Here is a 22,003-nt window from a genome sequence, read left to right as displayed (position 1 = left end):
GATGAGCCGGGTCAGCGCGCGATCAGCACGGGGCAGTCGGCGTGGTGGATGAGATGCCCGCCGACGGAGCCGAGCAGCAGCCCGGCGAAGCCGCCGTGCCCGCGCGAGCCGACGACGACGAGCTGCGCGCCCGTGGACACGTCGTCGAGCACCTTGGCCGCGTCGCCCGGCAGCACCAGCCGGTCCACGCCGACATCCGGGAACTTCTCCGACCATGTGGAGACGGCGCGGCCGAGTTCGTCGTAGAGGGCCGCGTGCGCGGTCTCGGCGTTGAGCACCTCCGGCGGCGGAACGTCCTTCGGCCACGCCGGCGTCCCGGGCCGGAACGCCCGCACCACCGACAGTCGGGCGCCACGCGCGGCGGCCGCCTCGAAGGCCACCCCGAGCGCGGTGAACGAACCGGGCGATCCGTCGACGCCGACCGCCACCGGGCCGGTCTTCGTCTCGCTGCGGCCGCGCACGACCACGACCGGTCCCGTGCTGTGCAACGCGACCTGCTGCGCCGTGGAGCCCAGCAGCGTGGCGGTGAGCCCGGAGACGTGGTGCCGGCTGCCCACGACGGTGAGCACGGCCGTCCTGCCGGCGTCGATCAGGGCGCCGGCGGCGCCGTCGCGCACGAACGTTCCGGTCACGGTGAGGCCGCTGGTGTGCCGGCGCGCGTCGTACAGGGCGGAGTCGATGAGCGACTTCGCCTCGCCGGCGAGCACGCGTTCGGTCTCGGCCGTGGCGTACTCCGCGTCCGGCCACTCGATGCGGTATGCGTGGATCACGTGGAGGCCGACGCCCCGCCGCGCCGCCTCCTCGGCGGCCCAGTACAGCGCCGCCCGGTGAGATTCGTGTCGGTCGATGCCGACGATGACCTCTGTGCGCTCCATCGCGGTCTCCTCACATCGGATCGGTTGTCCCGAATATGAGGGTGCCGGTGCGGGATCGACGGGTGCAGAGGCGATGAGACCGACGGCCCGGGCCGAAAGGCCTGGAGGTCTCAGTCCGTGACGATGTCGATGAGTTGGTCGGCCGCCAGCCGAGGGGTCAGCGGCCCCGGTGTCGCGGTGTCGGCGGTGCCCAGCCGGATCACCGCGTGCGGGTGGCCGACGTCGGCGAGCATGCGGCGCAGCAGCTGCCGGGTGTGCGCGATCTCCACCGGTGCGCTCAGCGGCAGCAGGTTCAGGCCGCGGTCCACCGCCTCCAACCAGGCTGCGCTGAGCGCCTCGCCGGCGCGCAGCCAGTCGACCGGGGCGTCGCCGTCGCCGTAGAGGACCGCGTAGACGGCCTGGGTGTCGTGCCCGGCGTCGACCGGCAGCGTCCCGGTGACGCCGAAGTCGCGGCCGGGCACCGTGGTCTGCGGCGGCGCGGCGGGGATCGCGGCGTCCGGGATGCCGGTGCCGTCGGGGCGCTCGCCGCCGACCCAGCGGCCCAGTTCGGCCTGCTGGCGCTCGTCGGTGGCCTCGGCCCGGGCCGCCCGGTCGACGGTGGCGGCCAGTTCGAGGACCTGCTCGGCGCGCAGCACGTGCGCCTGCTCGCCCTCCGCCCGCACCGCCGCCGTGACGGCCGCCAGCGCGTCGGGGTCGACCGGGGTGGTCGAGGTGGGTCGGCGGTCGGTGTGGCGGCGCAGGCCGGCCTCGACCAGCCGGCGGGCGTGCGCGTCGGGCTCCGCCGCCGGCGCCGTCCGGATCACCGCGAGCGGCTCGGCGGTCCGGCGTTCGACCGTGGGGGACAGGCCCTGCGCGGCCAGCGACACCCGGGCGTGGAACAGCGCCGCACCGCAGCTGAGCAGCATCAGGTGCCCCTCCGGGTCCAGTTCGTGCAGCCGGCGTTCGGGCACGGTGTGCAGCTCCAGGGCGCCGTTGCGGACCACCCAGCGCCAGGGCTGTGTGTTGTGGATGGACGGGGCCCGGCCGGCCGTCTCAGCGGCCGTCGCGAGCGCCTCCGTCAGCGGGTTCGTCTCCAAGTCGGACCTCCGGTGGTGTCGTGGTCTCCGCCGCCAGTCGAGCCAGGGCGGCCTCCAACAGCATGACCCGTTCCTCCAGGCGGAGGAGCCGGAGCGCGATATCGGACGTCGCCGTCGTGGACTGGAACAGTTGCCGTCCCATCGTGGCCTCCTAGCGGTGTGTCGCGCGAGCCCCGGTCGTGCGGCCCGCGTGCCGTCGATGCAGCAGGACAAAATGGACGAGTCCGGCCAGGTGCTCGGCCGACGTGACCGAGGTGTCCGTCTCCCGGTTGGGGCTGTGTCGCCGCCGGGCCTTGTCGAGGACGTCACCGACCGCCTCGGCCAGGGCTTCCGGATTTGCCGGGGGAACGGGAACCAGGTGGCCCGGGGCACGCCCCGAGGTCTCCCGCGCGAAGGGGTGTGCCGTCGTCACCACCGGGAGGCCGGCGGCCAGCGCGTCGACGAGCGGCGCGGAGGAGGTGATCCCGGGATCCAGGTCCGGCAGCACCGCGACGGACGCGGCGTGCAGCAGCAGGGCCGTCTCGGGGGGCGCGAGGGCGGCGTCGAGCAGGTGCAGTCGCTCGTCGATGCCCCGGGCCGCCGCCGCCCGGCGCAGCACCGCGCGATAACGGGCACCCGGCAGGGGGGCGTTGAGGTCGTCGTCGGCCCCGGCGACCACGTACCGGATCCCGGGGAACCGGCGCACCAGCAGCGGCAGGGTGGCCACGGCCACGTCGACGCCGCGCCCCGGATGCACCGGCCCGGTCGTCACCAGCAACGGCCCTGGCGCCCGGTCGGCGAGCAGGTACGCGAGTTCCGGGCGCACGTCCACGTCCGACGACGGCGGTCGGGTCAGTTCCGGCGGCACGCCGTAGGGGATGACGGCGATCCGCTCGGGCGGCGCCATCCGCGCGGCGAGCACGAGCTTCTCGGCCGCTTCCGACAGCACGACGACGCCGGCCGCCTCCCGGCACAGGGCGGCGATCGTGTCGGCCTGGTCGGGCCGGACGGACCACCGCAGTTCGTGCGGCGCGATCAGGTACGGAACGCCGGCCCGGGTCAGCTCGGCGGTCAGGCCGAGCAGGTGTCGCGCGTGCGGGCCGGGCTCATGCACGACCAGGACGGCGTCTGCGCCGATCCGGATCAGCTTCTGGGCGGCTCGGCGGTACCCGCTGAGGTCGGCGGCGGGGATGACGCCCGCCACGTCCGGCCGGTGATCGGCCACCGGCGTGCTGTCGACCGACCACAGCGAGACGGTGATCTGCGGTGCCGCGACCGCCAGGGCCCGCACCAGTTCCTGCGTGTAGGCGGACACGGCGCACTGCCGCGGCGGGTACGGCGACACGATCGCCAGCCGCACCCGCAGCCCCGCCGTCGTGGCGGCCATCATCACGGCCTCCTCACCTGCTGTCGCCGTCGGTGCCGCCGGGGGCCAGTGCGGCCCGCGCCGCCTCCAGCCGCGCCACCGGCACCCGGTACGGCGAGCAGGAGACGTAGTCGAGTCCGGCGGCGTGGAAGAAGTGCACCGAGTCGGGGTCGCCGCCGTGCTCGCCGCAGACGCCGATGGTCAGGTCGGGGCGGGCGGCGCGGCCCTCGTTCACGGCCGTGGTGATGAGCCGGCCGATGCCGGTGCGGTCGATGGACTCGAACGGCGACACGCCGAACACGCCCAGTTCGAGGTAGCGGGAGAAGAACGCGCCCTCGACGTCGTCGCGGGAGAAGCCCCACCCGAGTTGGGTGAGATCGTTGGTGCCGAACGAGAAGAACTCGGCCGCCCCGGCGATCTCACCCGCGGTCATCGCGGCCCGCGGCACCTCGATCATCGTGCCGACGCGCACGTTCGGCACACCCTCCACCGTGGACAGCACCCGTTCGATCTCGGCACGGGTGATCTCAAGCTCCTGCACGGCCCCGACGAGCGGCACCATGATCTCGGGGTGCGGGTCGCCGCCGTTCGCCCGGACCGCCGCGGCCGCCTCGGCGACGGCGCGCACCTGCATGGCCACGAGGCCCGGCAGCACCAGGCCGAGGCGCACGCCGCGCAGGCCCAGCATCGGGTTCGACTCGTGCATGCGGCGCACCGCCGCGAGGAGTTCGGCGTCGCGGCCGGGCTGCTCGCCGCGCTCCTGCGCCCGGGCCACCGTGACGGCCAGTTCCTCCAGGGAGGGCAGGAACTCGTGCAGCGGCGGGTCGATCAGCCGGATCGTCACCGGCCGGCCGTCCATCGCCCACAGGATGTGCGCGAAGTCCTCGCGTTGCAGGGGAAGAAGTTCGTCCAGCGCGGCGTCGCGTTCGGCGTCGGTGGTGGCGAGGATGAGGCGTTCGACCAGCGCGCGGCGCTCCCCGAGGAACATGTGCTCGGTGCGGCACAGCCCGATCCCCTCGGCGCCGAAGCGCTGTGCGCGAACCGCGTCGACCGGCGTGTCGGCGTTGGCGTGCACCTCCAGCCGCCGCACCGAATCGGCGTGCGCCAGCAACCGGTGCACGGCGTCGACGACGCGGTCGTGGCCGGGCTGCAGTTCGCCCTCGAAGTAGCGCACGACCGGCGAGGGGCGCACCGGCACCGCGCCGAGGTACACCCGTCCGGAGGTGCCGTCGACGGAGATGACGTCCCCCTCGCGGACCACGGTGTCGCCGACGGTGAACGCGTGCTCGCCGACGTCGATCGCCTCGGCGCCGCAGACGCAGGTGCGCCCCATGCCGCGGGCGACGACGGCGGCGTGCGAGGTCTTGCCGCCGCGGCCGGTCAGGATGCCGGCCGCCGCGACCATGCCGGGCAGGTCGTCGGGATTGGTCTCGCGGCGCACCAGGATCACCGGTTCGGTCGCGGCGGCGGCCGTCGCGGCGTCGAACACCGCCTTGCCGACGGCCGCGCCGGGGGAGGCCGGCACGCCCGTGGCGATCGGGGCCGGCGCGGCGGCGGTGTCGAACGCGGGGAACATCAGCGTCGCCAACTGCTTGCCGGTGACCCGCCGCAGCGCCTCGTCCAGGTCGATGACGCCCTCGTCGACGAGCTGCGCGGCGATCACGAACGCGGCGGCCGGCGTGCGCTTGCCGACGCGGGTCTGCAGCATCCACAGCTTGCCGCGCTCGATGGTGAACTCGATGTCGCACAGGTCCCGGTAGTGACCCTCCAATGTGGACATGACGCGCATCAGCTCGTCGAAGGAGCGTCGGTCGATGGCGGCCAGATCACTCAGCGACATGGTGTTGCGGATGCCGGCCACGACGTCCTCGCCCTGGGCGTTCTCCAGGTAGTCGCCGTAGACGCCCCGCGCGCCGGTGGCCGGATCGCGGGTGAACGCCACGCCGGTGCCGGAGCCCTCGCCGAGGTTGCCGTACACCATCGCCATCACGTTCACCGCCGTGCCCAGGTCGGCGGGGATGCGCTCCTGACGGCGGTACACGGCGGCGCGTTCGGCGTTCCACGAACGGAAGACGGCGCGCACGGCGAGCAGCAACTGCTCGTGCGGCGCCTGCGGGAACTCGCGCCCGGTGTGGTCGTGGAACACCTTCTTGTAGGTCTCCACGAGGTCGCGCAGCGCGGTGGCGTCGAGCCCGGTGTCGGCGGTGACACCGTGCACGGCCTTGCATTCCTCCAGCGCCTGGGCGAACGCCTCGCCGGGCACGTCGCACACCGTCTTGCCGAACATCTGGATCAGCCGCCGGTAGGAGTCCCACGCGAAGCGCTCGTCGCCGGTGTGCGCGGCCAGCCCTTCGACGCTGGCGTCGGTGAGGCCGATGTCCAGCACCGTCTCCATCATGCCCGGCATCGAGAACTTCGCGCCCGAGCGCACCGAGACCAGCAGCGGGTCGGTCGGCGAGCCGAGTTCGCGGCCCATGTGCAGCTCGAGGCGGCGCAGGTGTTGTCCGACCTCGTCCCACAGGCCGTCCGGGTCGGCGCCGGTGCGCAGGTAGGCGCGGCACGCCTCGGTGGTGATGGTGAAGCCGGGCGGGACGGGCAGGCCGAGCCGGGTCATCTCGGCGAGGTTCGCGCCCTTGCCGCCGAGCAGATCCTTGAGGTCCTTGTTCCCGTCGGTGAAGTCGTAGACGTACTTGGTCATGATCCTTCTCCGTCCCGGTCCGAGGTGGTGCCGTAGTAGGCGGCCCGCATGATCTCCCGCATGTCGTCGAGCATCGGCATGCGCGGGTTCGCCGGCGCGCACTGGTCGAGGTAGGCGTTCATCGCCTGTTGCGGCAGCGCCGCGACGTACTGCCGTTCGTCGACGCCGATCTTCTGGAACGACGGTTCGATGCCGACCGCGTCGCGCAGCCGCTCGACCGCGCGGGCGTAGGACTCGACGCCCTCCTCGGGTGTGGCGGCGGGCAGTCCGAGCGTGCGCGCGATGTCCTGGAACCGCTCCGGAGCGGTGTAGCGCTCGTACTTCGGCCAGCCGGTGAGCTTGCCGGGAACGGTGCCGTTGTAGCGGATGACGTGCGGCAGCAGCACCGCGTTCGTGCGCCCGTGCGCCACGTGGAACGTCGCACCGAGCGTGTGCGCCATCGCGTGCACGATGCCGAGGAACGCGTTGCCGAACGCCATCCCGGCGATGGTGCCGGCGTTGTGCATCTTCTCCCGCGCGACGGGGTCGATCGCTCCACTGTGGACGGCCCGTTCCAGATTGGCGAAGATGAGCCGGATCGCGTGCAGCGCGAGCCCGTCGGTGTAGTCGTTGGCGTACACCGACACGTACGCCTCGGTGGCGTGGGTCAGCGCGTCGAATCCGCTGTCGGCGGTCACCACGGCCGGCAGGTCGGCGGCGAGCACCGGGTCCACCACGGCCACGCTGGGCGTGAGGGCGTAGTCGGCGAGCGGGTACTTCTGCCCGGTGGCGGTGTCGGTGATGACCGCGAACGGCGTCACCTCCGCGCCGGTGCCCGACGTGGTCGGCACGCACACGAGCTGCGCCAGCGCGCCCAGTGTCGGGAACGTGAACGCCCGCTTGCGGATGTCGAAGAACTTCTCCCGCATGTCGGCGAACTCGATGTCCGGGTGCTCGTACAGCAGCCACATCACCTTCGCCGCGTCCATCGGCGAGCCGCCGCCGAGGGCGATGATGGTGTCCGGCCGGAACGAACGCATCACCGCCGCGCCGCGCTGCACGGTGTCCATGCTCGGTTCGGGCTCGACGTCGTCGATCACCTGGATGGTGACCGGCTCCGCGCGTTCGCGCAGCACCCCGCTGATCCGGTCGACGTAGCCGAGCTTCGTCATGGTGTGGTCGGTGACGATGGTGATGCGGTGCACGTCCGGCATGTCGCGGAAGTAGCGGATCGCGTTCGGCTCGAAGTAGATCTTCGGGGGGACCTTGAACCACTGCATGTTGTTGACCCGCCGGCCGATGCGCTTGATGTTGAGCAGGTTGACGGCGGAGACGTTGTTCGACACGGAGTTCGCTCCATAGGTGCCGCAGCCGAGGGTCAGCGAGGGCAGGTAGGCGTTGTAGATGTCACCGATGCCGCCCTGCGACGCGGGCGCGTTGGAGATGATCCGCACCGCCTTGACGCGCAGCCCGTACTGTTCGACGGCCGCCGCGTCGGTGGCGTGGATGACGGCGCTGTGCCCGAGACCGTGGTACTCGACCATCTGTTCGGCGTAGCGGAAGCCGTCCTCGCGGGTGGGCGCACGCAGGACCGCCAGCACGGGGCAGAGCTTCTCGCGGGTGAGCGGCTCCGCGTCGCCGACCGAGCCGACCTCGACGAGCAGCATCGAGGTGTCCGGCGGCACGCTGAAGCCGGCCTGTTCGGCGATCCACACCGGGGAACGGCCGACGACGTCGTGGTTCAGCGCGACGTCCGGGCAGTCGCCGCCGCCGGTGCGCGGGAAGACGAACCGCTCCAGCTTCGCCTTCTCCTCGGGCGTGACGACCCGCGCGTGCAGCCGTTCGAAGCCGGCGATCGCGTCGTCGTAGACCCGCTCGTGCAGGATGACCGCCTGCTCCGAGGCGCAGATCATGCCGTTGTCGAACGTCTTGGACAGCACGATGTCGTGCACCGCCCGGCCGACGTCGGCGGTGGAGTCCACATAGGACGGAACGTTGCCCGGCCCGACGCCCAGCGCCGGCTTGCCCGCCGAGTACGCCGCGCGCACCATGCCGCTGCCGCCGGTGGCCAGGATGACCGACACGTCCCGGTGGTGCATGAGCGCACGGGTCGCTTCCAGCGACGGCTGCGCGATCCACTGCACGCAGTGCTCGGGCGCGCCGGCGGCGACGGCCGCGTCCCGCACGATCCGCGCCGCCTCGGCGCTGCACTCCTGCGCCGAGGGGTGGAAGGCGAACACGACGGGGTTGCGCGTCTTGAGCGCCAGCAACGCCTTGAAGATGACCGTCGACGTCGGGTTGGTGACCGGAGTGAGGGCGCACACGACCCCGACCGGGTCGGCGATCTCGACGATGCCGTCGACCTCGTCCCGGCGGATCACGCCGACGGTCTTGAGCCCGGCCATGTTGTTCGTGACGTGCTCACAGGCGAAAATGTTCTTCACCGCCTTGTCCTCGAACACTCCGCGCCCGGTCTCCGCGACGGCGAGCTGCGCCAGTGCGCCGTGCCGGTGCAGTGCGGCGACCGATGCCTTTCCGACGATCTGGTCCACCTGTTCCTGGGTGTACGTCGCGTAGTCGGCCAGGGCCTTCACCCCGTTCGCGACCAGCGAGTCGACCGTCACCTCGATCGGCGTCGGCGCGTGCGTCACTGAACTCACCTCTTCCGTGCGGATCGATGCGATGTCGACCTGATCGTCGCCCGCCCGGCGTCGGGCCGTCTGCGGCGCAAGTGCTCGCCTCCCTAGGGCCGAAGGTCCTCTCCGCGGCGGACCGGGCACCGGGACCTCCGGCCCTGTCGATGCCGTTCTCCGACGTGCTGAATGGGCACCGGAAGGAAGGTGAGGGACGATGCGGACACAGGGATTCGACGTCGAGTTCGAGATCACCGGCGTGCACTTCGTGCTGGACCGGCTGGTCGCCCGCTACGGCGACCGGTACCCCGCGGAGGCGATCCGGCAGGTGGTCGAGGAGGCGCAACGGCCGTACCTGGGCAGCCAGGTGCACGCGTTCGTCCCGCTGATGGTGGAACGCGACGCGCGCCGCGTTCTCGACGCGGGGAGGTGAGCCGCGATGACCACCGCGACGATGCCCGGGTGGCACGACCTGTTCAGCACCACGGCGGTGACGGCGTGCCTGCGCACGGCTGCCTCCGCGCCGTCGGTGCACAACAGCCAACCGTGGCGCTTCGCCGTGCACGACAGCGGATTCGCCGTGCTGCTCGACCGTTCGCGGCTGCTGCCCGCGATCGACCCGGACGGGCGCGAGGCGTGGATCAGCGTCGGCGCCGCGTTGCTGAACCTGCGCCTGGCGGTGCTGGCGCGCGGCCGCACGCCGGTGTTGCAGGGCGGGCCCGGGGTGGCCTACGTCGAGTTCGGGCCGCACGCCGTGCCGGACGCGACGGTGCGCACGCTCGTCGAGGCGATCCCGCGCCGGCACACCGCCCGGGCACCGTTCAGCGGCACACCGGTCCCGTGGCAGGTGGTCGAGGAACTGCGCGCCGCCGCGGCCGTCGAGGGTGCGCGGCTCACGCCGTTGGACCCGGTCCGCCGCGACGCCGTGCTCGCTCTCACCCGCGCCGCCGACGAACGCCAACGCGAGTCCGTTGCGTACCGGCGCGAACTGGCCGAGTGGACGGCGAACCGGCGCGGGCGCACCGACGGCGTGCCGACCGAGGCGTACGGCTGCCTCGACGCCGACGGGCGGCTGCCGGTGCGCGACTTCGGACTCGTGCGGCCGGACCGGTTCCGGCGCGCGGACGGCTACGAACCGCGGCCGCGCCTGATGCTGCTCTCCACGCCCGGTGACGACATCACCCGGTGGGTGCGGGCCGGACAGGCGCTGCAACGGGTGCTGCTGACCGCCACGGTGCGCGGCCTGTCCACGCAGCCGATGACGCAGGCCCTCGAACTGCCGGACCTGCGCGAGCTGATGGTGTCGCAGGACGGCTGGTACCCACAGGTGCTGCTGCGCATCGGCTACGGGCTGCCGGGTGCGGCCACCCCGCGGCGTTCGATCGCCACGATGCTCACGGGCTGAACAAGGCCGCGGGGACGCCGGCCGGTCCCTGCCGGGGCGCTACCACCGTCCCCGGTCGGGCCGCCGGTGCCGTGCACCGGGGTCACCGGCCGCGCCGCAGGATCGCCCGGCGGCGGTGGTACTCGTCCTCGTCGATCTCGCCGCGCGCGTAGCGTTCCGCGAGGATCCGGGAGACCTTGCCACCCGACAGGACGGCGACGAGCGCGCCGAGCACCGCGGTGAACACCGCGAGGTCGAACAGCACCACGAGCTGACTCCAACCGGCCATGCCGGAATGCATGCCGTTCACGGCCCACCTCCTCGGGCTCACCGGTGCAGGCGCACCGGCTCTCTGGTCACCGACGCGATGTCCTCGGCGGTGGTGCGCCGCAGCCGTTCGCCGAGCGCGTTCAACGCCCGGGCGACCGCCACCTCGTCGCCGATCTCCGGGATGTCGTCGTCGTCCGGGCTCAGCCGGGCCCGGCCCGTGCCGGTCAGCGGCGGTGCGTCGCCGGTGTACAGCGTCGCCTCGGCGAACGTTCGCCCCTCGTGCTCGTCGATGATGATCTCCACGGTCCAGCGTTTCGTCCCAGCCATGATCTCCTCCGGGTCACTCGGAAAGGGGCGGTTCGACCCGTGCGTCGGGTCCGGGGAACACCAGCGACTCGCGGTCGGTGTCGAGCCAGCGCACCACGTACGGCGGTGCGCCGTCCGCGCCGCGCAGTTCGATGATCATTCCGGTGCGCCGGCGGTCCCCGACGTGCGTGCCTTCCAGGATCAGACGATCACCGCGATGGGCGAGCATGGCCGGCTCCTTCCGTCCGCTGCGTGTGTTCCAATCTGGCCTCGGACTGGTCGCGGGGCAAGGCCGAACCGGCCCCCGCGCCTGGGCCTTTCGGACCGGGACCGGCGGGTGCCGCGACGGCCACCCTGGAGGGACGGGCCGCGTGTGCGTCCCGCGAGGAGGGGAGCGGGCCATGTCCGTCGAGGTCGAGCACGTCGCGCCGGCGCCGGTAGTGGTGCCCTGCGGTCCGGACGCCACCGTGGGCGTCTTCGTCGTCAGCGCCGAGCGCTTGGCGTTCCGTCCCGCAGTGGACGTACAGCGCCTGGCGCGCTACGGCGTCGCGGCCACCGCCATGGTCGCCGCCGCCGCGGTGGGCGTGGCCGCGCTGCGCCGGCCGCCGGCGATCGGCTCGGTGCGGATGGGGCACGGGGGGTGGATCAGCGTCAAGGGCGCGTCGTTGCCCGCCCTGCGTCCGGCCGCCCCGCGCCCGTGGTGGGCCCGGTTGCTTCGCGCGCGGGAACTTGTGGTGCGCTGAGCCGGCGTTCGGTGGTGTCGACGGCGTCGTCGGTGCCGCGTCGGGGTGTCGTCGCCGTGGGCCTGCGGTGCTCGGTGATGCCCACCCGCACCACGATCGCGGCGTGCCCGAGCCCGCCGAGCAGTTCCCGGAGAATCTGCCGGGACGCGGGAACCTCGACCAGATCGCTCATCGGCGAGGCGGACAGCCCCTCGACCGTGGCGGTCAGCAACACCGCGGAGAGCGCCTCGCCCGCGTCGAGCCACGCCACCGGGTCCTCGTTCTCGGTGTGGACGATCAGATAGCGGGCGAACCGGTCGGCGTCCGGCGGCGCGTCGTGGATCGTGGCCGTCTCCGGGCCGGTCGCCGCCAGGTCGCGCACCGGGACCGGGCGTGCCGCCGGCGCCGGCGCGGTGTATCCGGGAAGGCCGTCGCCCCTGGTGTCGTCCCCGCGGCGGCGCCAGGCGGCAAGTTCCGCCCGGTAGTCCGGATCGGCGAGCTCGCGGCCGGCGGCGTGGACCGCGGCGACCGCCAGCCCCACGACGTCGCGGTCCCGCACGAGCTGCACATGGGCGGTGCCGATCCGGCCCGCCGCGCACAGCCGCGCGAGGACGGCGGGCGGCACCGGCTCGTCGGCGAACGGCCGCCGATCGCTGCGCCGCACCGACATCGCCCGGAAGAGCCGGATCACGGCGGTCGGCGGCTCCTCGTGCGGACCGCAGGCGATGACCGCCAGCACGTCCGGGTCGCCGACGGGATCCGGTAGGACCGTCACCTCGGGGCGGACCCCGTCGACCGCGAGCGCCGTGCGGAAATGGTGCAGTGCGGCCCCGCAGCTGACCGTCAACAGCCGCCCGTCCGGGTCGAGCACCGGCAGTTGCCGGGACCGGTCGGCCCGCAGTTCCGCCGTGTCACCGGTGATCCGCCACCGCCACGGCTGCGTGTTGAACACCGACGGCGCGCAGAGCGCGCTGACGGCCGCGCGGGTGAGAACGTTCTTGCGGGTGCTCGTCCGCGCGTTCGTCGGCGCGATCTGGATCGAGGCAGGCATGGCGATTCTCCCGGTACGGCGGTTGACGAAACACCACTCTTGCCCGCGCACCGGCATGTCGATCAGGGCCGTTCGACCCGAATTCGGACCCCACCGGTACGTGCCCCCGGGGGTGGGACCTTCGTCCCGCCGGGTGGATCCACGCGGCACTGCCGACCGTCGGGGCGGGTGGCGAGGCTGTGAGGATCAGCGACGAGAGCCGATTCGAAGGGACAGTGAGTCTGATGGCGACGATCGCCCACGGACCGCTCCACGCATCCAACCGCTCCGACGCGGCCGCCTTGGCCGGTACCACCACGGCGACCGCCACCCGTTACCTGTTCGCCGGGCTGCGGCTCGCGCTCGGCTGGGTCTTCCTGTGGGCGTTCCTGGACAAGACGTTCGGGCTCGGTCACGAGACCGCCGAGAAGGCCGCCTGGATCAACGGCGGACACCCGACCGAGGGCTTCCTGGCACACGCCGCCAAGGGGCCGTTCCAGGGCGTCTACAACGACATCGCCGGCCAGGCGTGGGCCGACTGGCTGTTCATGATCGGCCTGCTCGGTATCGGGCTCGCCCTGATCCTCGGCATCGGCATGCGCATCGCCGCGGCCACGGGTGCGCTGCTCCTGGTTCTCATGTGGACGGCGGTGCTGCCCCCGGAGAACAACGTCTTCATGGACGACCACCTGATCTACGCCGGCCTGATCGTGGCGCTCGCGCTCGTCGGCGCCGGTGACACCGCGGGGCTCGGCCGCTGGTGGCGGAAGCTGCCGTTCGTGCGTAACAACGGCTGGCTCTGGTGAACGGATCCGGCCGGTAGGGCGGTGGGGCGACCCACCGCCCGACAGCCGCGAAGGGGGTCGAGATGGACGCGTTGACGGTCGCCGACCTGATGCATCGCCGCGCCGAGGCCGATACCGACCCGGTCCCGGCGATGGCCGTGTCGCCGCGGGACTCGGTGCGTACCGCGGTCTGTCTGATGCGCAGCGGCCACGTCGAACGGCTGCGGGTCCTGGACGACGGCGGCGGCGAGGTCGGCGTGATCACCTGGCGTGACGTGGCGGCCGCCGCCAACCGCTCCGACGCGGACATCCGCCGCGACATCACCGACGAGGTGCTGCCGGTGATGCTCGGCCGGCACGCCGACGAGGTACGGGCCGACGTGCACCACCGCGTCGTCGTCCTGCTCGGTGCGGTGGAGGAACGCGTCGTCGGAGAACGGATCGCGCACGCCGTCGAGCACGTCGACGGCGTGCTGTCGGTGGTGAACGCCATGGCCTACCGGCGCGACACCATCGCGCCCCGTTCCGCCACCGGCCACCGCGTCTGCGACCCGCCCTGGTACCCGTGAACGTCAAGGAGGTGGCGGCGATGCGTACCCAGGCGGCTCCGGCGATCCGTGGCCGTTGGCCGCGCGCGGAACCACACGTGGTCGTCGGGGTCGACGGCTGCTCGGCCGGTGGCCGGCACGCGCTGGCGTGGGCGGCCGACGAGGTCACGGCCACCGGCGGGCGGCTCACCGTCTGCCGCGTCGGCCCACCACCGCCCGGCGGCCCGGGCACAGCGGTGCTCGAACTGTTCGACCCGCCGTTCGCCCGCGCGGTGCGTGCGGTACGACAGCGGCTCGGCGGCGAACGGGTCGATCTGCGGCTCGTTCCGGGTGATCCCGCCACGCAGCTGTGCGCGGCCGCCGGCGCGGCGGATCTGCTCGTCGTCGGCGCCCCGGCGGCATCCGACGTCTCCTCGGTGGCGGCGCGGGTGGCGGTCGGGTGCACGCGTCCCGTGGTCGTCGTGCGTCCCGGCCCCGGCGCCGGCGGGATGTTCGCCGGGCAGGTGGCGGTCGCGGTGGCCGGCTCCGGCGTCGACACCCCGGCGCTGGCGTTCGGCTTCGGGTACGCGACCGTGCACCACTTTCCGCTCGTCGCGGTGCACGTGACCGCCGCGGCCGCCGGGGACTACTGGTTCGACGAACGGACGTTGGAGACGCACTTCGCCACCGAGCCGCACGCGCTGCGGGTGCTGTCCGCGGCCGTCGAGCCGTTCCTGGTGCGGTACCCGGACGTGGCGACCCGGCTCGTGGTCCTGACCGGCGACCCCCTGTGCCGTCTGGTCGACGACGTCGGAGCGGGGGCGCGGTTGACCGTCGTCGGGCGTCGGCACCGGCGGATGGCGCACCGTGCGCTCGGACGGGTCAACGGGGCGCTCGTGATGAACGGGGCCGGCCCGCTGGTGGTCGTTCCCCCGGAATAGGTCCACAGTGGACGGTCGGGACGTCCGGTCGGACCGGAAGGGACCACGGACATGACTGTCGCAACGACGGCGGTGCCGGAATCGGCACGGGCCGGACTCACCACGACACAGGCCCATCGGCTGCTGGCCACCGTCGGGACGAACGCACTCCCGGTGACCCGCGGCCCGCAGGCGTGGCGGATGTTGCTGGGCCAGTTCACCCACTTCTTCGCACTGATGTTGTGGGCGGCGACCGGCTTCGCCCTGCTCGCCGGGATGCCGCAGCTGGCGGTGGCGATCGTCGTGGTGATCCTGGTCAACGGTGGCTTCGCGTTCTGGCAGGAGTACCGGGCGGATCGCGCCGCCGACCGGCTGCGCGACCTCATGCCCGCCACCGCGACGGTGCGCCGCGACGGACGGCGCCGGACCGTCCCCGTCGCCGAACTCGTCCCGGGCGACCTGGTACTGCTGGAGTCCGGTGACCGGGTGAGCGCCGACCTGCGCACCGTGCAGGCCGTCGGCCTGGCCGTGGACGAGTCGCTGCTGACTGGTGAGAGCGTGCCCCGCCGGGCGGCGGGGGGTGAGGCGCTGTACGCCGGCACCTTCGTGGTGGAGGGTGCCGGTGAGGCGGTCGTGGCGAAAACCGGTTCCGCCACCCGGCTCGCCGCGATCGCCGCGCTGACCCGGCGCACCCCGCCGCCGCGCAGCCCGCTCGCCCGGCGCCTCGACCGGGTCGTCGGCGTCGTCGGCGCCTCGGCGCTCGTGGTCGGCGTCCTCTTCTTCGGGCTGGCGCTGCTGCTCGGCACGTCGGCGATGGAGGGCTTCGTGTTCGCGCTCGGCGTCACCGTGGCGCTGGTGCCCGAGGGACTGCTGCCGACCGTCACGCTGTCCCTGGCCCGCGGGGCGCACACGATGGCGACCCGCAAGGCCCTCGTCAAACACCTGGAAGCGGTGGAGACGCTGGGCTCGGTGACCTTCATCTGCACCGACAAGACCGGCACGCTGACCCGCAACGAGATGGTGGTGACCCGGGTGTGGACCCCGGCCGGCACCGCGCGGATCGACGGGAGCGGCTACGACCCGCGCGGCACCGTCGAGGCGACGGACGAGGTGCGCGGCGCGGTGGCCGAGATCGCCTATGCAGCGGTGCGCGCCTCCAGCGGCCGGCTCGCCCGGCGCGACGGCGGTTGGGTGCCCTCCGGCGATCCGATGGAGGTGGCGCTGCACGTGCTGGCCCGCCGCGCCGGCGTCGACGTGACGACCCGGGAACGGCGCGAGCCCACGCTCGCGCGGCACCCGTTCGACCCGCGCCTGCTGCTGTCCTCGACGCTGGTCGGGGACACCCTGTACGTGAAGGGCGCACCCGAGTCGGTCCTCGCCCGCTGCCCGGCCGGGAACGGCGACGCGGCCCTGGCCGCGCACGCGATGGCGGACGGCGGGCTGCGCGTGCTCGCCGTCGCGCGGCGGCGCGGCGTCCGTCGGTCCACAGTGGACGGGGCGCTCGCGGACCTGACCCTGCTCGGTGTCGTGGGGCTGGCCGACCCACCGCGCCCCGACGCCGCGGCGGCCGTGGCGTCCTGCCGGCGCGCCGGCATCAAACTGGCGATGGTCACCGGCGACCACCCCGGCACCGCGCGCGCCGTCGCCGAGGAGGTCGGCCTGCTCGGCCCCGACCGGCTCGTGCTCGACGGCCCCGGCCTGCCGGACGACGACGCCGCACTGGCCGGACTCCTCGACCGGGACGGCGTCGTCGTGGCGCGGGTCAAGCCCGAGGACAAGCTGCGCATCGCGAACGCGCTCCGGGCACGCGGGCACGTGGTCGCCATGACCGGCGACGGCGTCAACGACGCACCCGCGCTGCGGGCCGCGGACATCGGCGTCGCCATGGGCGCCACCGGAAGCGACGTGGCGCGCGAGGCCGCGGACCTCGTGCTGCTCGACGACCACTTCTCCACGATCGTCGCCGCCGTCGAACTGGGGCGCGCCACGTTCGCCAACATCCGCCGGTTCCTCACGTACCACCTGACGGACAACGTGGCCGAACTGGCGCCGTTCGTGGCATGGGCGCTGACCGGCGGGCGGTTCCCGCTGGCGATCGGTGTGCTGCAGGTGCTCGCGCTGGACATCGGCACAGACCTGCTGCCCGCGCTGGCCCTGGGCGCCGAGCCGCCGAACGACCGGGCGTTGAAGGGACGCGCCCGCACCGGGCAGCTGATCGACCGTGCGGTGCTGGGGCGCGCGTTCGGGGTGCTCGGGCCGGCCGAGGTGCTCGCGTCGCTCGGCGCGTTCACCGCGGTGCTCCTGCTCGGCGGCTGGAACTGGGGCGAGACGCCGCCCGCCGCGCTGGCCGCGACCGCCTCGGGGACCGCGTTCGCCGCGATCGTGCTGGGCCAGCTCGCCAACGCCTACGCCTGCCGCAGCGAGAGCCGGCCGGTGTGGCGCGTGGGCTTGCGCGGCAATCCACTGCTACCGGCCGCGATCGCGATGGAACTCGTGCTGCTGGCCGGGTTCCTCGGCGTGCCGCCGCTGGCGCGACTGCTCGGCGGCACCTGGCCGGCCGCGGCCGGCTGGCTACTCGCCGCCGCGGCGATCCCGGTGGTGCTGTTCGCCGACGCGGCGGCGAAGGCCGTTCGCGCTCGGACGAGAAAACAACCGTTTCGCGAAGGAGGTGTGTGATGACGCTTCGCCATGTCGGATGGCTCGTCGCCGGCGTCGTCGTGGCTCTGGCGGTCGGGGCGGTGATCGGTGCGGCACGTGCCGGTTGTGCCGCCGCTGACGCCGAGGACGCGGCGCGGGCCGCTGAGCCGGAGCCGTCGGCCACGGTATCGGGACCCTCGGCGGCCGGGGCCGGGACGACCGACCCTGCTGAGATCCGCTGACGGTCACGAACATGAGGTCATGAGTGCGCCCACCGACCTCGTTGCCCTGGTTCCACCGCCGGCCCCCTGCGACGCGTTGACCGCCACCGGGCGGGTCGTGCGGCTGCGACCGGTCACTCCCGCGGACGAAACGGCGCTGCGGGCACTGCACGAACGGGTCTCCGAACGCAGCCGCTTCCTGCGCTTCTTCAGCGGCGGCGCCGCGTTCGACGGGGAGATCACGCGGCTGGTCCGCCCGCCGGACGGTGACCATCTGGCCCTGCTGGCCGAGGACACCGACGCCGTCGTGGCGGTGGCGTCCTACGAGCGGGTGAGCCCCACCGAGGCCGAGTTCGCGGCGCTCGTCGACGACGCCCGCCAGGGCGACGGGATCGGCACGCTGTTGATCGAGGAACTCCTGGCGCACGCCCGGCGCACCGGGCTCACCGCACTGATCGGCGAGGTTCTGCCCACCAATGCCGCGATGCTGCGGGTCAGCGGCGATCTGGCGCCGGGCGTGCCCCGCACGTTCGACCGGGACTACGGCACGACCCGGGTGCGCCTGCCCACGACGCCGGACGCGGCGGCCCTGGACGCGGTGGCCGCGCGGGACCGCACCGCGGAACACCGCTCGCTGCTGCCGCTGTTCGCGCCGGCGGCCGTGGCCGTCGTCGGCGCCGGCCGGCGTCCCGGCAGCGTCGGCCACGAGGTGACCCGCGCACTGGTCGCCGGCGGCTACACCGGGCGCGTGTACCCGGTGAACCCGGCGGCCACCGAGATCGCCGGCATCCCGGCGGTCGCGTCGGTGGCCGGGATCGGCGAACCGGTCGACCTCGCCGTCGTCGCCGTACCGGCCGGCGCGGTGCGCGAGGTCATCACCGAGTGCGCCGCCGCCGGTGTACGGGCCGCCGTGATCCTCTCCTCGGGACTGGCCGAGAGCGGCACCGACGGCGCACGAGCGCAGGCCGACATCGTGCGCACCGCGCGGGCGCACGGGCTGCGCCTCGTCGGACCGAACTGCCTGGGTGTGATCAACACCGATCCGGCCGTGCGGCTGAGTGCCGCGTTCGCGCCGTCGGTCCCGGTCGCCGGCGGGCTGGCCGTCGCCTCGCAGTCCGGCGCGGTCGGCATCGCCATCCTCGACGCGGCGGCCCGTGGCGGGATCGGGGTGTCGAGCTTCGTCTCGCTCGGCAACAAGGCCGACGTCAGCGGCAACGACCTGCTCGCGTACTGGTGCGACGACCCGGCCACCCGGTCGGTGGCGCTGTACCTGGAGTCGTTCGGGAACCCGCGCCGCTTCGCCTGGACGGCCCGTGCGATCGCCCGCCGCAAGCCGGTCCTGGCCGTCAAGAGCGGCCGCTCCGGCGGTGGCCGGCGGGCCGGCGCATCGCACACCGCCGCCGCGGCCGCCCCCGACGTGGCCGTCGACGCGCTGTTCGCCCAGGCCGGCGTCGTGCGCACGGACACCCTCGGCGAACTGCTCGACGCGGCCCGGATGCTGACCGACCAGCCGCTGCCGGCCGGGAGCCGGGTCGGGATCATCGGCAACGCCGGCGGGCTGAACGTGCTCGCCGCCGACGCCGCCGAGGCGGCCGCACTCGCGGTCCCCGAACTGTCGGCGCCGCTGCGCGACGCGTTGCGCGAAACGGCACCCGGCGCGGCCGGGTGGTCGAACCCGGTCGACCTCGGCGCCGAGGCGACGCCCGCGACTCTCGCGGCGTCGGTGTCCGCGATCGCGGCGAGCGGCGAGGTCGACGCGCTCGTCGTGGCCGTCGTGGCGACCCGCACCAACGACGTGCGCGCGATGCTCTCCGCCGTCGGGGACGCCGTCGACGCGGCGCCGCAGGTGCCGATCGCGCTGACCGTCGTCGGGCTGGACGAGGCGCCGGCGACCGTCGGCACGCGCCGCGCGCCGGTGTTCGCGATGCCGGAACACGCGCTGCGCGCACTCGGCCATGCCGCGCGCTACGCCGCCTGGCGCCGCGCACCGGTCGGCCGCCGCCCGGAACTGTCCGATGTGGACAGTCAGCGGGCCCGCCGGATCGTGGCCTCCGCCCTGGCGGCCGGCGGCGGCTGGCAGGCGGCAGACGTGGCCCGGGACCTGCTGTCCTGCTACGGGGTGCCGGTCGTGACGACCCGGCTCGCCCGCGACAGCGCGTCGGCCGTCGCCGTCGCCGAGGAGATCGGCTACCCTGCCGTGCTCAAGGCCGCCGCGCCGGAACTGGTGCACAAGAGCGACGTCGGCGGTGTGCGGCTCGACCTGCGCGACGCCCACGCGGTGCGGGAGGCGTACGACGCCGTGGCCGCGGCGCTCGGCGTGCCCGAGCCGCCGGTGGTGCTGCAACGGATGGCGCCGGCCGGCACCGAACTCGTCGTCGGCATCGTGCACGACCCGCTGTTCGGCTCGCTGGTGATGCTCGGGCTCGGCGGCGTGCACACCGACCTGCTGGCCGATCGCACGTTCCGGCTGCTGCCGGTGACCGACGTCGACGCGGCCGCGATGTGGCGGACGCTTCGCGGCGCGGCCCTGCTGACCGGCTACCGGGGTGCGCCACCGGTCGACACGGCGGCCCTGGAGGAGGTGCTGTGCCGGATCGGGCGGCTGGCCGAGGAGCTGCCCGAGGTCGCCGAACTGGACCTGAACCCGGTGCTCGCCGGCCCCGGCGGGGTGCTCGCGGTCGACGTCAAGCTGCGCCTGGCGGCCGCCCACGGCGAGCACGACCCCTACCTGCGGGCTCTGTCGGAACCCAGGTGCGAATGACCGGTCAGCGGTGCTCGCCCAGCAGCTTGGTGGCGAGCACCGCGGCCTGGGTGCGCCGTTCCAGACCCAGCTTGGCGAGCAGGCTGGAGACGTAGTTCTTCACGGTCTTCTCCGCGAGGAACATCCGTTCGCCGATCTCCCGGTTGGTCAGCCCCTCGGCGATCAGTTCGAGGATGCGCCGCTCCTGGTCGGTCAACGCCTTCAGCTCGTCGTGCTCCTGCGCGCCGTTGCGGATGCGTTCCAGCACCCGGGCGGTGACGGCCGGGTCGAGCAGCGACTGGCCGGCGGCGACCCGGCGCACTGCGTCGATGAGGTCGGCCCCGCGGATCTGCTTGAGCACGTAGCCGGCGGCGCCGGCCATGATGGCGGCGAAGAGCGCCTCGTCGTCCTCGTAGGAGGTGAGGATGAGCGCCTTGATGGTCGGGTCGACGGAGCGGATGTCGCGGCACACGTCGATGCCGCTGCCGTCGGGCAGCCGCCCGTCGAGGACGGCGACGTCGGGGCGCAGTGCCGGGATGCGCGCGGTCGCCTCGGCCACGGAACCCGACTCGCCGACCACCTCGATGTCGCCGTCGCGGGTGAGCAGCTCGCGAAGGCCGTGCCGGACCACCTCGTGGTCGTCGAGCAGGTAAACCCGGATCACACGTCGGTTGTATCAGTCCTGAGGCTGCTTCGGAATCGCCAGCGGGAAGCGTTGCTCGTCCAGGGCGGCCAGCGCCGACATCGCGTCGCGATACGCGGCCCGGTCGATGTCGTGTGTTCCCAACCGTGCGGCCAGCGCGGCCTCCCGTCGACACCTTCGCCCGGCCGTCCATCCGCCGGCCGGACCGGCGCCCCTCAGGCGACGGCTGAGCAGGACGCCGGCCGTGACGGCCGTCGCGATCAGAATCGTCGCCACGATCAGGATCAGAGTGGTCATTGCTCTCGCCTCCTCGTCGTCACCGGTTGTCGTGTCGAGCCTGTGCCATCGACCGCCGTCGAGGAAGGGCGGATCCTCCGTACGTTGAGGGGCCAACGGCGACAGCCGGTCGGGCCGAAGGTCCCGAGATGACCCCGTGTGCGGTCGCAGACGGCCGAGAGACGAACAGTCCGCACTAGTGGGTCCGTGCGACCATCCTGGCGCGGCGTACCCCGGGCACGCACTCGACGATGATCGTGATCAGGCGGTCGTCCTCCTCGTCGTCCGGCGGACCGGCGACCGTTGCCACGCCGTCGTTCACCGTGACGTGCCAGCGCCGGACGCCGCTCGCGTACGAGTCGAGCCGGTGCTGGATCTCATCGCGGACGGTCTCGTCGGTGCGCAGCACCGTGCGCATCAGGTCCCGGCGGCTGACGGTGCCGCGTAGCACGCCGTTGTCCACGACCGGGACGCAGCGCAGGTCCGACTCGACCATGATCCTGGCGACGTCGGCCGCGTCGTCGGCGCTGCGGGCCGCGGGCCCCCCGCGACGCATGATGTCGCCGACGAAACAGGGCAAGGGCTCGCCCGGCGTCTCGGGCTCGTCCCACCGGCCGGGGAACTCCGCGCTCGGCAGCCACTGGCGCAGCAGGTCCTCGGCGCTCAACATCCCGACGACGGCGCCACGGCCGTCGAGCACGGGAGCGTCCGACAGTCCGAGCCCGTTCATCCGAGCTGCGACCAGTTCGATCAGTTGGTCCTGACGTACGACGTACGGGGCATGGCTCATCAGGTCGCGTACCAGCATTCGTTCCTCCGGCCGTTCGGTTGTCGCGTCCGGGGCCGACCGTCACGTCCTCGGCGCAGCAACGCCGGCCGAGTTGTCTGCAGGCGGGCTGCGCGCGCTCGGATGAAGGGGTCGGTGGCAAAGACATT

The 22,003-nt window shown here is 73.4% G+C and carries 21 protein-coding genes; 9 read left to right on the top strand and 12 right to left on the bottom strand.

The features are described 5' to 3' along the window. Window positions 1–11 precede the first annotated feature (11 nt). The 5 genes from Val02_RS24900 to adhE all read right to left on the bottom strand — a co-directional run bounded on the left by Val02_RS24900 (window position 12) and on the right by adhE (window position 8,624). Window positions 12–875 carry a universal stress protein gene (locus tag Val02_RS24900; RefSeq protein WP_203901614.1) on the bottom strand — a complete coding sequence of 288 codons (864 nt, stop codon included), beginning with the start codon at window positions 873–875 and terminating at the stop codon, window positions 12–14. A 110-nt stretch (window positions 876–985) separates the two neighbouring features. Beyond that, on the bottom strand, window positions 986–1,951 hold the full coding sequence (locus Val02_RS24895) for an Acg family FMN-binding oxidoreductase (RefSeq protein WP_203901613.1): 966 nt from the start codon (window positions 1,949–1,951) through the stop codon (window positions 986–988). Window positions 1,952–2,102: 151 nt separating this feature from the next. After that, window positions 2,103–3,320, bottom strand: coding sequence for a glycosyltransferase (locus tag Val02_RS24890; protein WP_203901612.1), 1,218 nt, complete (start codon window positions 3,318–3,320; stop codon window positions 2,103–2,105). Window positions 3,321–3,330: 10 nt separating this feature from the next. Further along, window positions 3,331–5,994: a pyruvate, phosphate dikinase gene (ppdK, locus tag Val02_RS24885; protein ID WP_203901611.1), complete on the bottom strand. Its 2,664-nt coding sequence runs from the start codon at window positions 5,992–5,994 to the stop codon at window positions 3,331–3,333. Beyond that, window positions 5,991–8,624 carry a bifunctional acetaldehyde-CoA/alcohol dehydrogenase gene (adhE, locus tag Val02_RS24880; protein WP_239153311.1) on the bottom strand — a complete coding sequence of 878 codons (2,634 nt, stop codon included), beginning with the start codon at window positions 8,622–8,624 and terminating at the stop codon, window positions 5,991–5,993. Before adhE ends, ppdK begins: the two co-directional genes overlap by 4 nt. A 199-nt stretch (window positions 8,625–8,823) precedes the next feature. On the opposite strand from adhE, the gene Val02_RS24875 reads away from it, so the two are divergent. Both Val02_RS24875 and Val02_RS24870 read left to right on the top strand, forming a co-directional pair. Further along, a complete protein-coding gene (locus Val02_RS24875) occupies window positions 8,824–9,039 on the top strand; it encodes a three-helix bundle dimerization domain-containing protein (protein ID WP_203901609.1) in 216 nt (71 codons plus the stop codon). Between the two features lie 6 nt (window positions 9,040–9,045). After that, window positions 9,046–10,011, top strand: coding sequence for an Acg family FMN-binding oxidoreductase (locus Val02_RS24870; RefSeq protein WP_203901608.1), 966 nt, complete (start codon window positions 9,046–9,048; stop codon window positions 10,009–10,011). 82 nt (window positions 10,012–10,093) lie between these two features. Here Val02_RS24870 and Val02_RS24865 read toward each other — a convergent pair whose 3' ends face one another. The 3 genes from Val02_RS24865 to Val02_RS24855 are packed head-to-tail and all read right to left on the bottom strand — an operon-like array spanning window position 10,094 to window position 10,795. Next, window positions 10,094–10,291, bottom strand: coding sequence for an SHOCT domain-containing protein (locus Val02_RS24865; RefSeq protein ID WP_203901748.1), 198 nt, complete (start codon window positions 10,289–10,291; stop codon window positions 10,094–10,096). A 26-nt stretch (window positions 10,292–10,317) separates the two neighbouring features. Next, window positions 10,318–10,587 carry a DUF1876 domain-containing protein gene (locus Val02_RS24860; RefSeq protein WP_203901607.1) on the bottom strand — a complete coding sequence of 90 codons (270 nt, stop codon included), beginning with the start codon at window positions 10,585–10,587 and terminating at the stop codon, window positions 10,318–10,320. 13 nt (window positions 10,588–10,600) lie between these two features. Further along, window positions 10,601–10,795 (bottom strand): DUF1918 domain-containing protein, encoded by a 195-nt coding sequence (locus Val02_RS24855; RefSeq protein WP_203901606.1) that lies wholly within the window; start codon window positions 10,793–10,795, stop codon window positions 10,601–10,603. 172 nt (window positions 10,796–10,967) lie between these two features. Between Val02_RS24855 and Val02_RS24850 the strand changes: the two genes are divergently transcribed. Further along, window positions 10,968–11,309, top strand: coding sequence for a hypothetical protein (locus Val02_RS24850; RefSeq protein ID WP_203901605.1), 342 nt, complete (start codon window positions 10,968–10,970; stop codon window positions 11,307–11,309). Here Val02_RS24850 and Val02_RS24845 read toward each other — a convergent pair. Beyond that, the gene (locus tag Val02_RS24845) at window positions 11,218–12,339 is read right to left on the bottom strand and encodes an Acg family FMN-binding oxidoreductase (protein ID WP_203901604.1); all 1,122 of its coding nucleotides are present in this window, start codon (window positions 12,337–12,339) and stop codon (window positions 11,218–11,220) included. The genes Val02_RS24850 and Val02_RS24845 overlap by 92 nt on opposite strands. Before the next feature lie 224 nt (window positions 12,340–12,563). Here Val02_RS24845 and Val02_RS24840 point away from each other — a divergent pair, with 224 nt between their 5' ends. From Val02_RS24840 to Val02_RS24815, 6 genes are all read left to right on the top strand, one after another. Further along, window positions 12,564–13,124, top strand: a complete 561-nt coding sequence (locus Val02_RS24840) for a DoxX family membrane protein (RefSeq protein WP_203901603.1) — start codon at window positions 12,564–12,566, stop codon at window positions 13,122–13,124. 62 nt (window positions 13,125–13,186) lie between these two features. Beyond that, a complete protein-coding gene (locus Val02_RS24835; protein WP_203901602.1) occupies window positions 13,187–13,672 on the top strand; it encodes a BON domain-containing protein in 486 nt (161 codons plus the stop codon). Further along, window positions 13,669–14,571 (top strand): universal stress protein, encoded by a 903-nt coding sequence (locus tag Val02_RS24830; RefSeq protein WP_203901601.1) that lies wholly within the window; start codon window positions 13,669–13,671, stop codon window positions 14,569–14,571. Before Val02_RS24835 ends, Val02_RS24830 begins: the two co-directional genes overlap by 4 nt. 51 nt (window positions 14,572–14,622) lie before the next feature. Beyond that, window positions 14,623–17,226, top strand: a complete 2,604-nt coding sequence (locus Val02_RS24825; protein ID WP_203901600.1) for a cation-translocating P-type ATPase — start codon at window positions 14,623–14,625, stop codon at window positions 17,224–17,226. Continuing rightward, window positions 17,226–17,429, top strand: a complete 204-nt coding sequence (locus tag Val02_RS24820; RefSeq protein ID WP_203901599.1) for a hypothetical protein — start codon at window positions 17,226–17,228, stop codon at window positions 17,427–17,429. Before Val02_RS24825 ends, Val02_RS24820 begins: the two co-directional genes overlap by 1 nt. A 19-nt stretch (window positions 17,430–17,448) precedes the next feature. Further along, window positions 17,449–20,169: a bifunctional acetate--CoA ligase family protein/GNAT family N-acetyltransferase gene (locus Val02_RS24815; RefSeq protein WP_203901598.1), complete on the top strand. Its 2,721-nt coding sequence runs from the start codon at window positions 17,449–17,451 to the stop codon at window positions 20,167–20,169. Between the two features lie 4 nt (window positions 20,170–20,173). On the opposite strand, the gene Val02_RS24810 is transcribed toward Val02_RS24815, so the two are convergent. The 3 genes from Val02_RS24810 to Val02_RS24800 form a co-directional block, all read right to left on the bottom strand. Continuing rightward, window positions 20,174–20,812, bottom strand: coding sequence for a response regulator (locus Val02_RS24810; protein ID WP_203901597.1), 639 nt, complete (start codon window positions 20,810–20,812; stop codon window positions 20,174–20,176). Window positions 20,813–20,824: 12 nt separating this feature from the next. Continuing rightward, window positions 20,825–21,088, bottom strand: coding sequence for a hypothetical protein (locus Val02_RS24805; protein WP_203901596.1), 264 nt, complete (start codon window positions 21,086–21,088; stop codon window positions 20,825–20,827). Between the two features lie 175 nt (window positions 21,089–21,263). Further along, complete coding sequence (locus Val02_RS24800) at window positions 21,264–21,875, bottom strand: CBS domain-containing protein (RefSeq protein WP_203901595.1); 612 nt, start codon at window positions 21,873–21,875, stop codon at window positions 21,264–21,266. Between the last annotated feature and the right edge of the window lie 128 nt (window positions 21,876–22,003).

It is taken from the genome of Virgisporangium aliadipatigenens (assembly GCF_016863615.1).
GTDB lineage: Bacteria > Actinomycetota > Actinomycetes > Mycobacteriales > Micromonosporaceae > Virgisporangium > Virgisporangium aliadipatigenens.
The sequence above is the reverse complement of the archived record's forward strand: the minus strand, read 5'-3'. Positions and strand labels throughout refer to the sequence as shown.

Coding starts and splice junctions, on each gene's coding strand:
- Val02_RS24820 (WP_203901599.1), top strand. CDS start 17,226: ATGACGCTTCGCCATGTCGGATGGCTCGTCGCCGGCGTCGTCGTGGCT.
- Val02_RS24840 (WP_203901603.1), top strand. CDS start 12,564: ATGGCGACGATCGCCCACGGACCGCTCCACGCATCCAACCGCTCCGAC.
- Val02_RS24890 (WP_203901612.1), bottom strand. CDS start 3,320: ATGATGGCCGCCACGACGGCGGGGCTGCGGGTGCGGCTGGCGATCGTG.
- Val02_RS24850 (WP_203901605.1), top strand. CDS start 10,968: ATGTCCGTCGAGGTCGAGCACGTCGCGCCGGCGCCGGTAGTGGTGCCC.
- Val02_RS24805 (WP_203901596.1), bottom strand. CDS start 21,088: ATGACCACTCTGATCCTGATCGTGGCGACGATTCTGATCGCGACGGCC.
- ppdK (WP_203901611.1), bottom strand. CDS start 5,994: ATGACCAAGTACGTCTACGACTTCACCGACGGGAACAAGGACCTCAAG.
- Val02_RS24825 (WP_203901600.1), top strand. CDS start 14,623: ATGACTGTCGCAACGACGGCGGTGCCGGAATCGGCACGGGCCGGACTC.
- Val02_RS24900 (WP_203901614.1), bottom strand. CDS start 875: ATGGAGCGCACAGAGGTCATCGTCGGCATCGACCGACACGAATCTCAC.
- Val02_RS24845 (WP_203901604.1), bottom strand. CDS start 12,339: ATGCCTGCCTCGATCCAGATCGCGCCGACGAACGCGCGGACGAGCACC.
- Val02_RS24835 (WP_203901602.1), top strand. CDS start 13,187: ATGGACGCGTTGACGGTCGCCGACCTGATGCATCGCCGCGCCGAGGCC.
- Val02_RS24815 (WP_203901598.1), top strand. CDS start 17,449: ATGAGTGCGCCCACCGACCTCGTTGCCCTGGTTCCACCGCCGGCCCCC.
- Val02_RS24860 (WP_203901607.1), bottom strand. CDS start 10,587: ATGGCTGGGACGAAACGCTGGACCGTGGAGATCATCATCGACGAGCAC.
- Val02_RS24870 (WP_203901608.1), top strand. CDS start 9,046: ATGACCACCGCGACGATGCCCGGGTGGCACGACCTGTTCAGCACCACG.
- Val02_RS24865 (WP_203901748.1), bottom strand. CDS start 10,291: ATGCATTCCGGCATGGCCGGTTGGAGTCAGCTCGTGGTGCTGTTCGAC.
- Val02_RS24855 (WP_203901606.1), bottom strand. CDS start 10,795: ATGCTCGCCCATCGCGGTGATCGTCTGATCCTGGAAGGCACGCACGTC.
- Val02_RS24800 (WP_203901595.1), bottom strand. CDS start 21,875: ATGCTGGTACGCGACCTGATGAGCCATGCCCCGTACGTCGTACGTCAG.
- Val02_RS24875 (WP_203901609.1), top strand. CDS start 8,824: ATGCGGACACAGGGATTCGACGTCGAGTTCGAGATCACCGGCGTGCAC.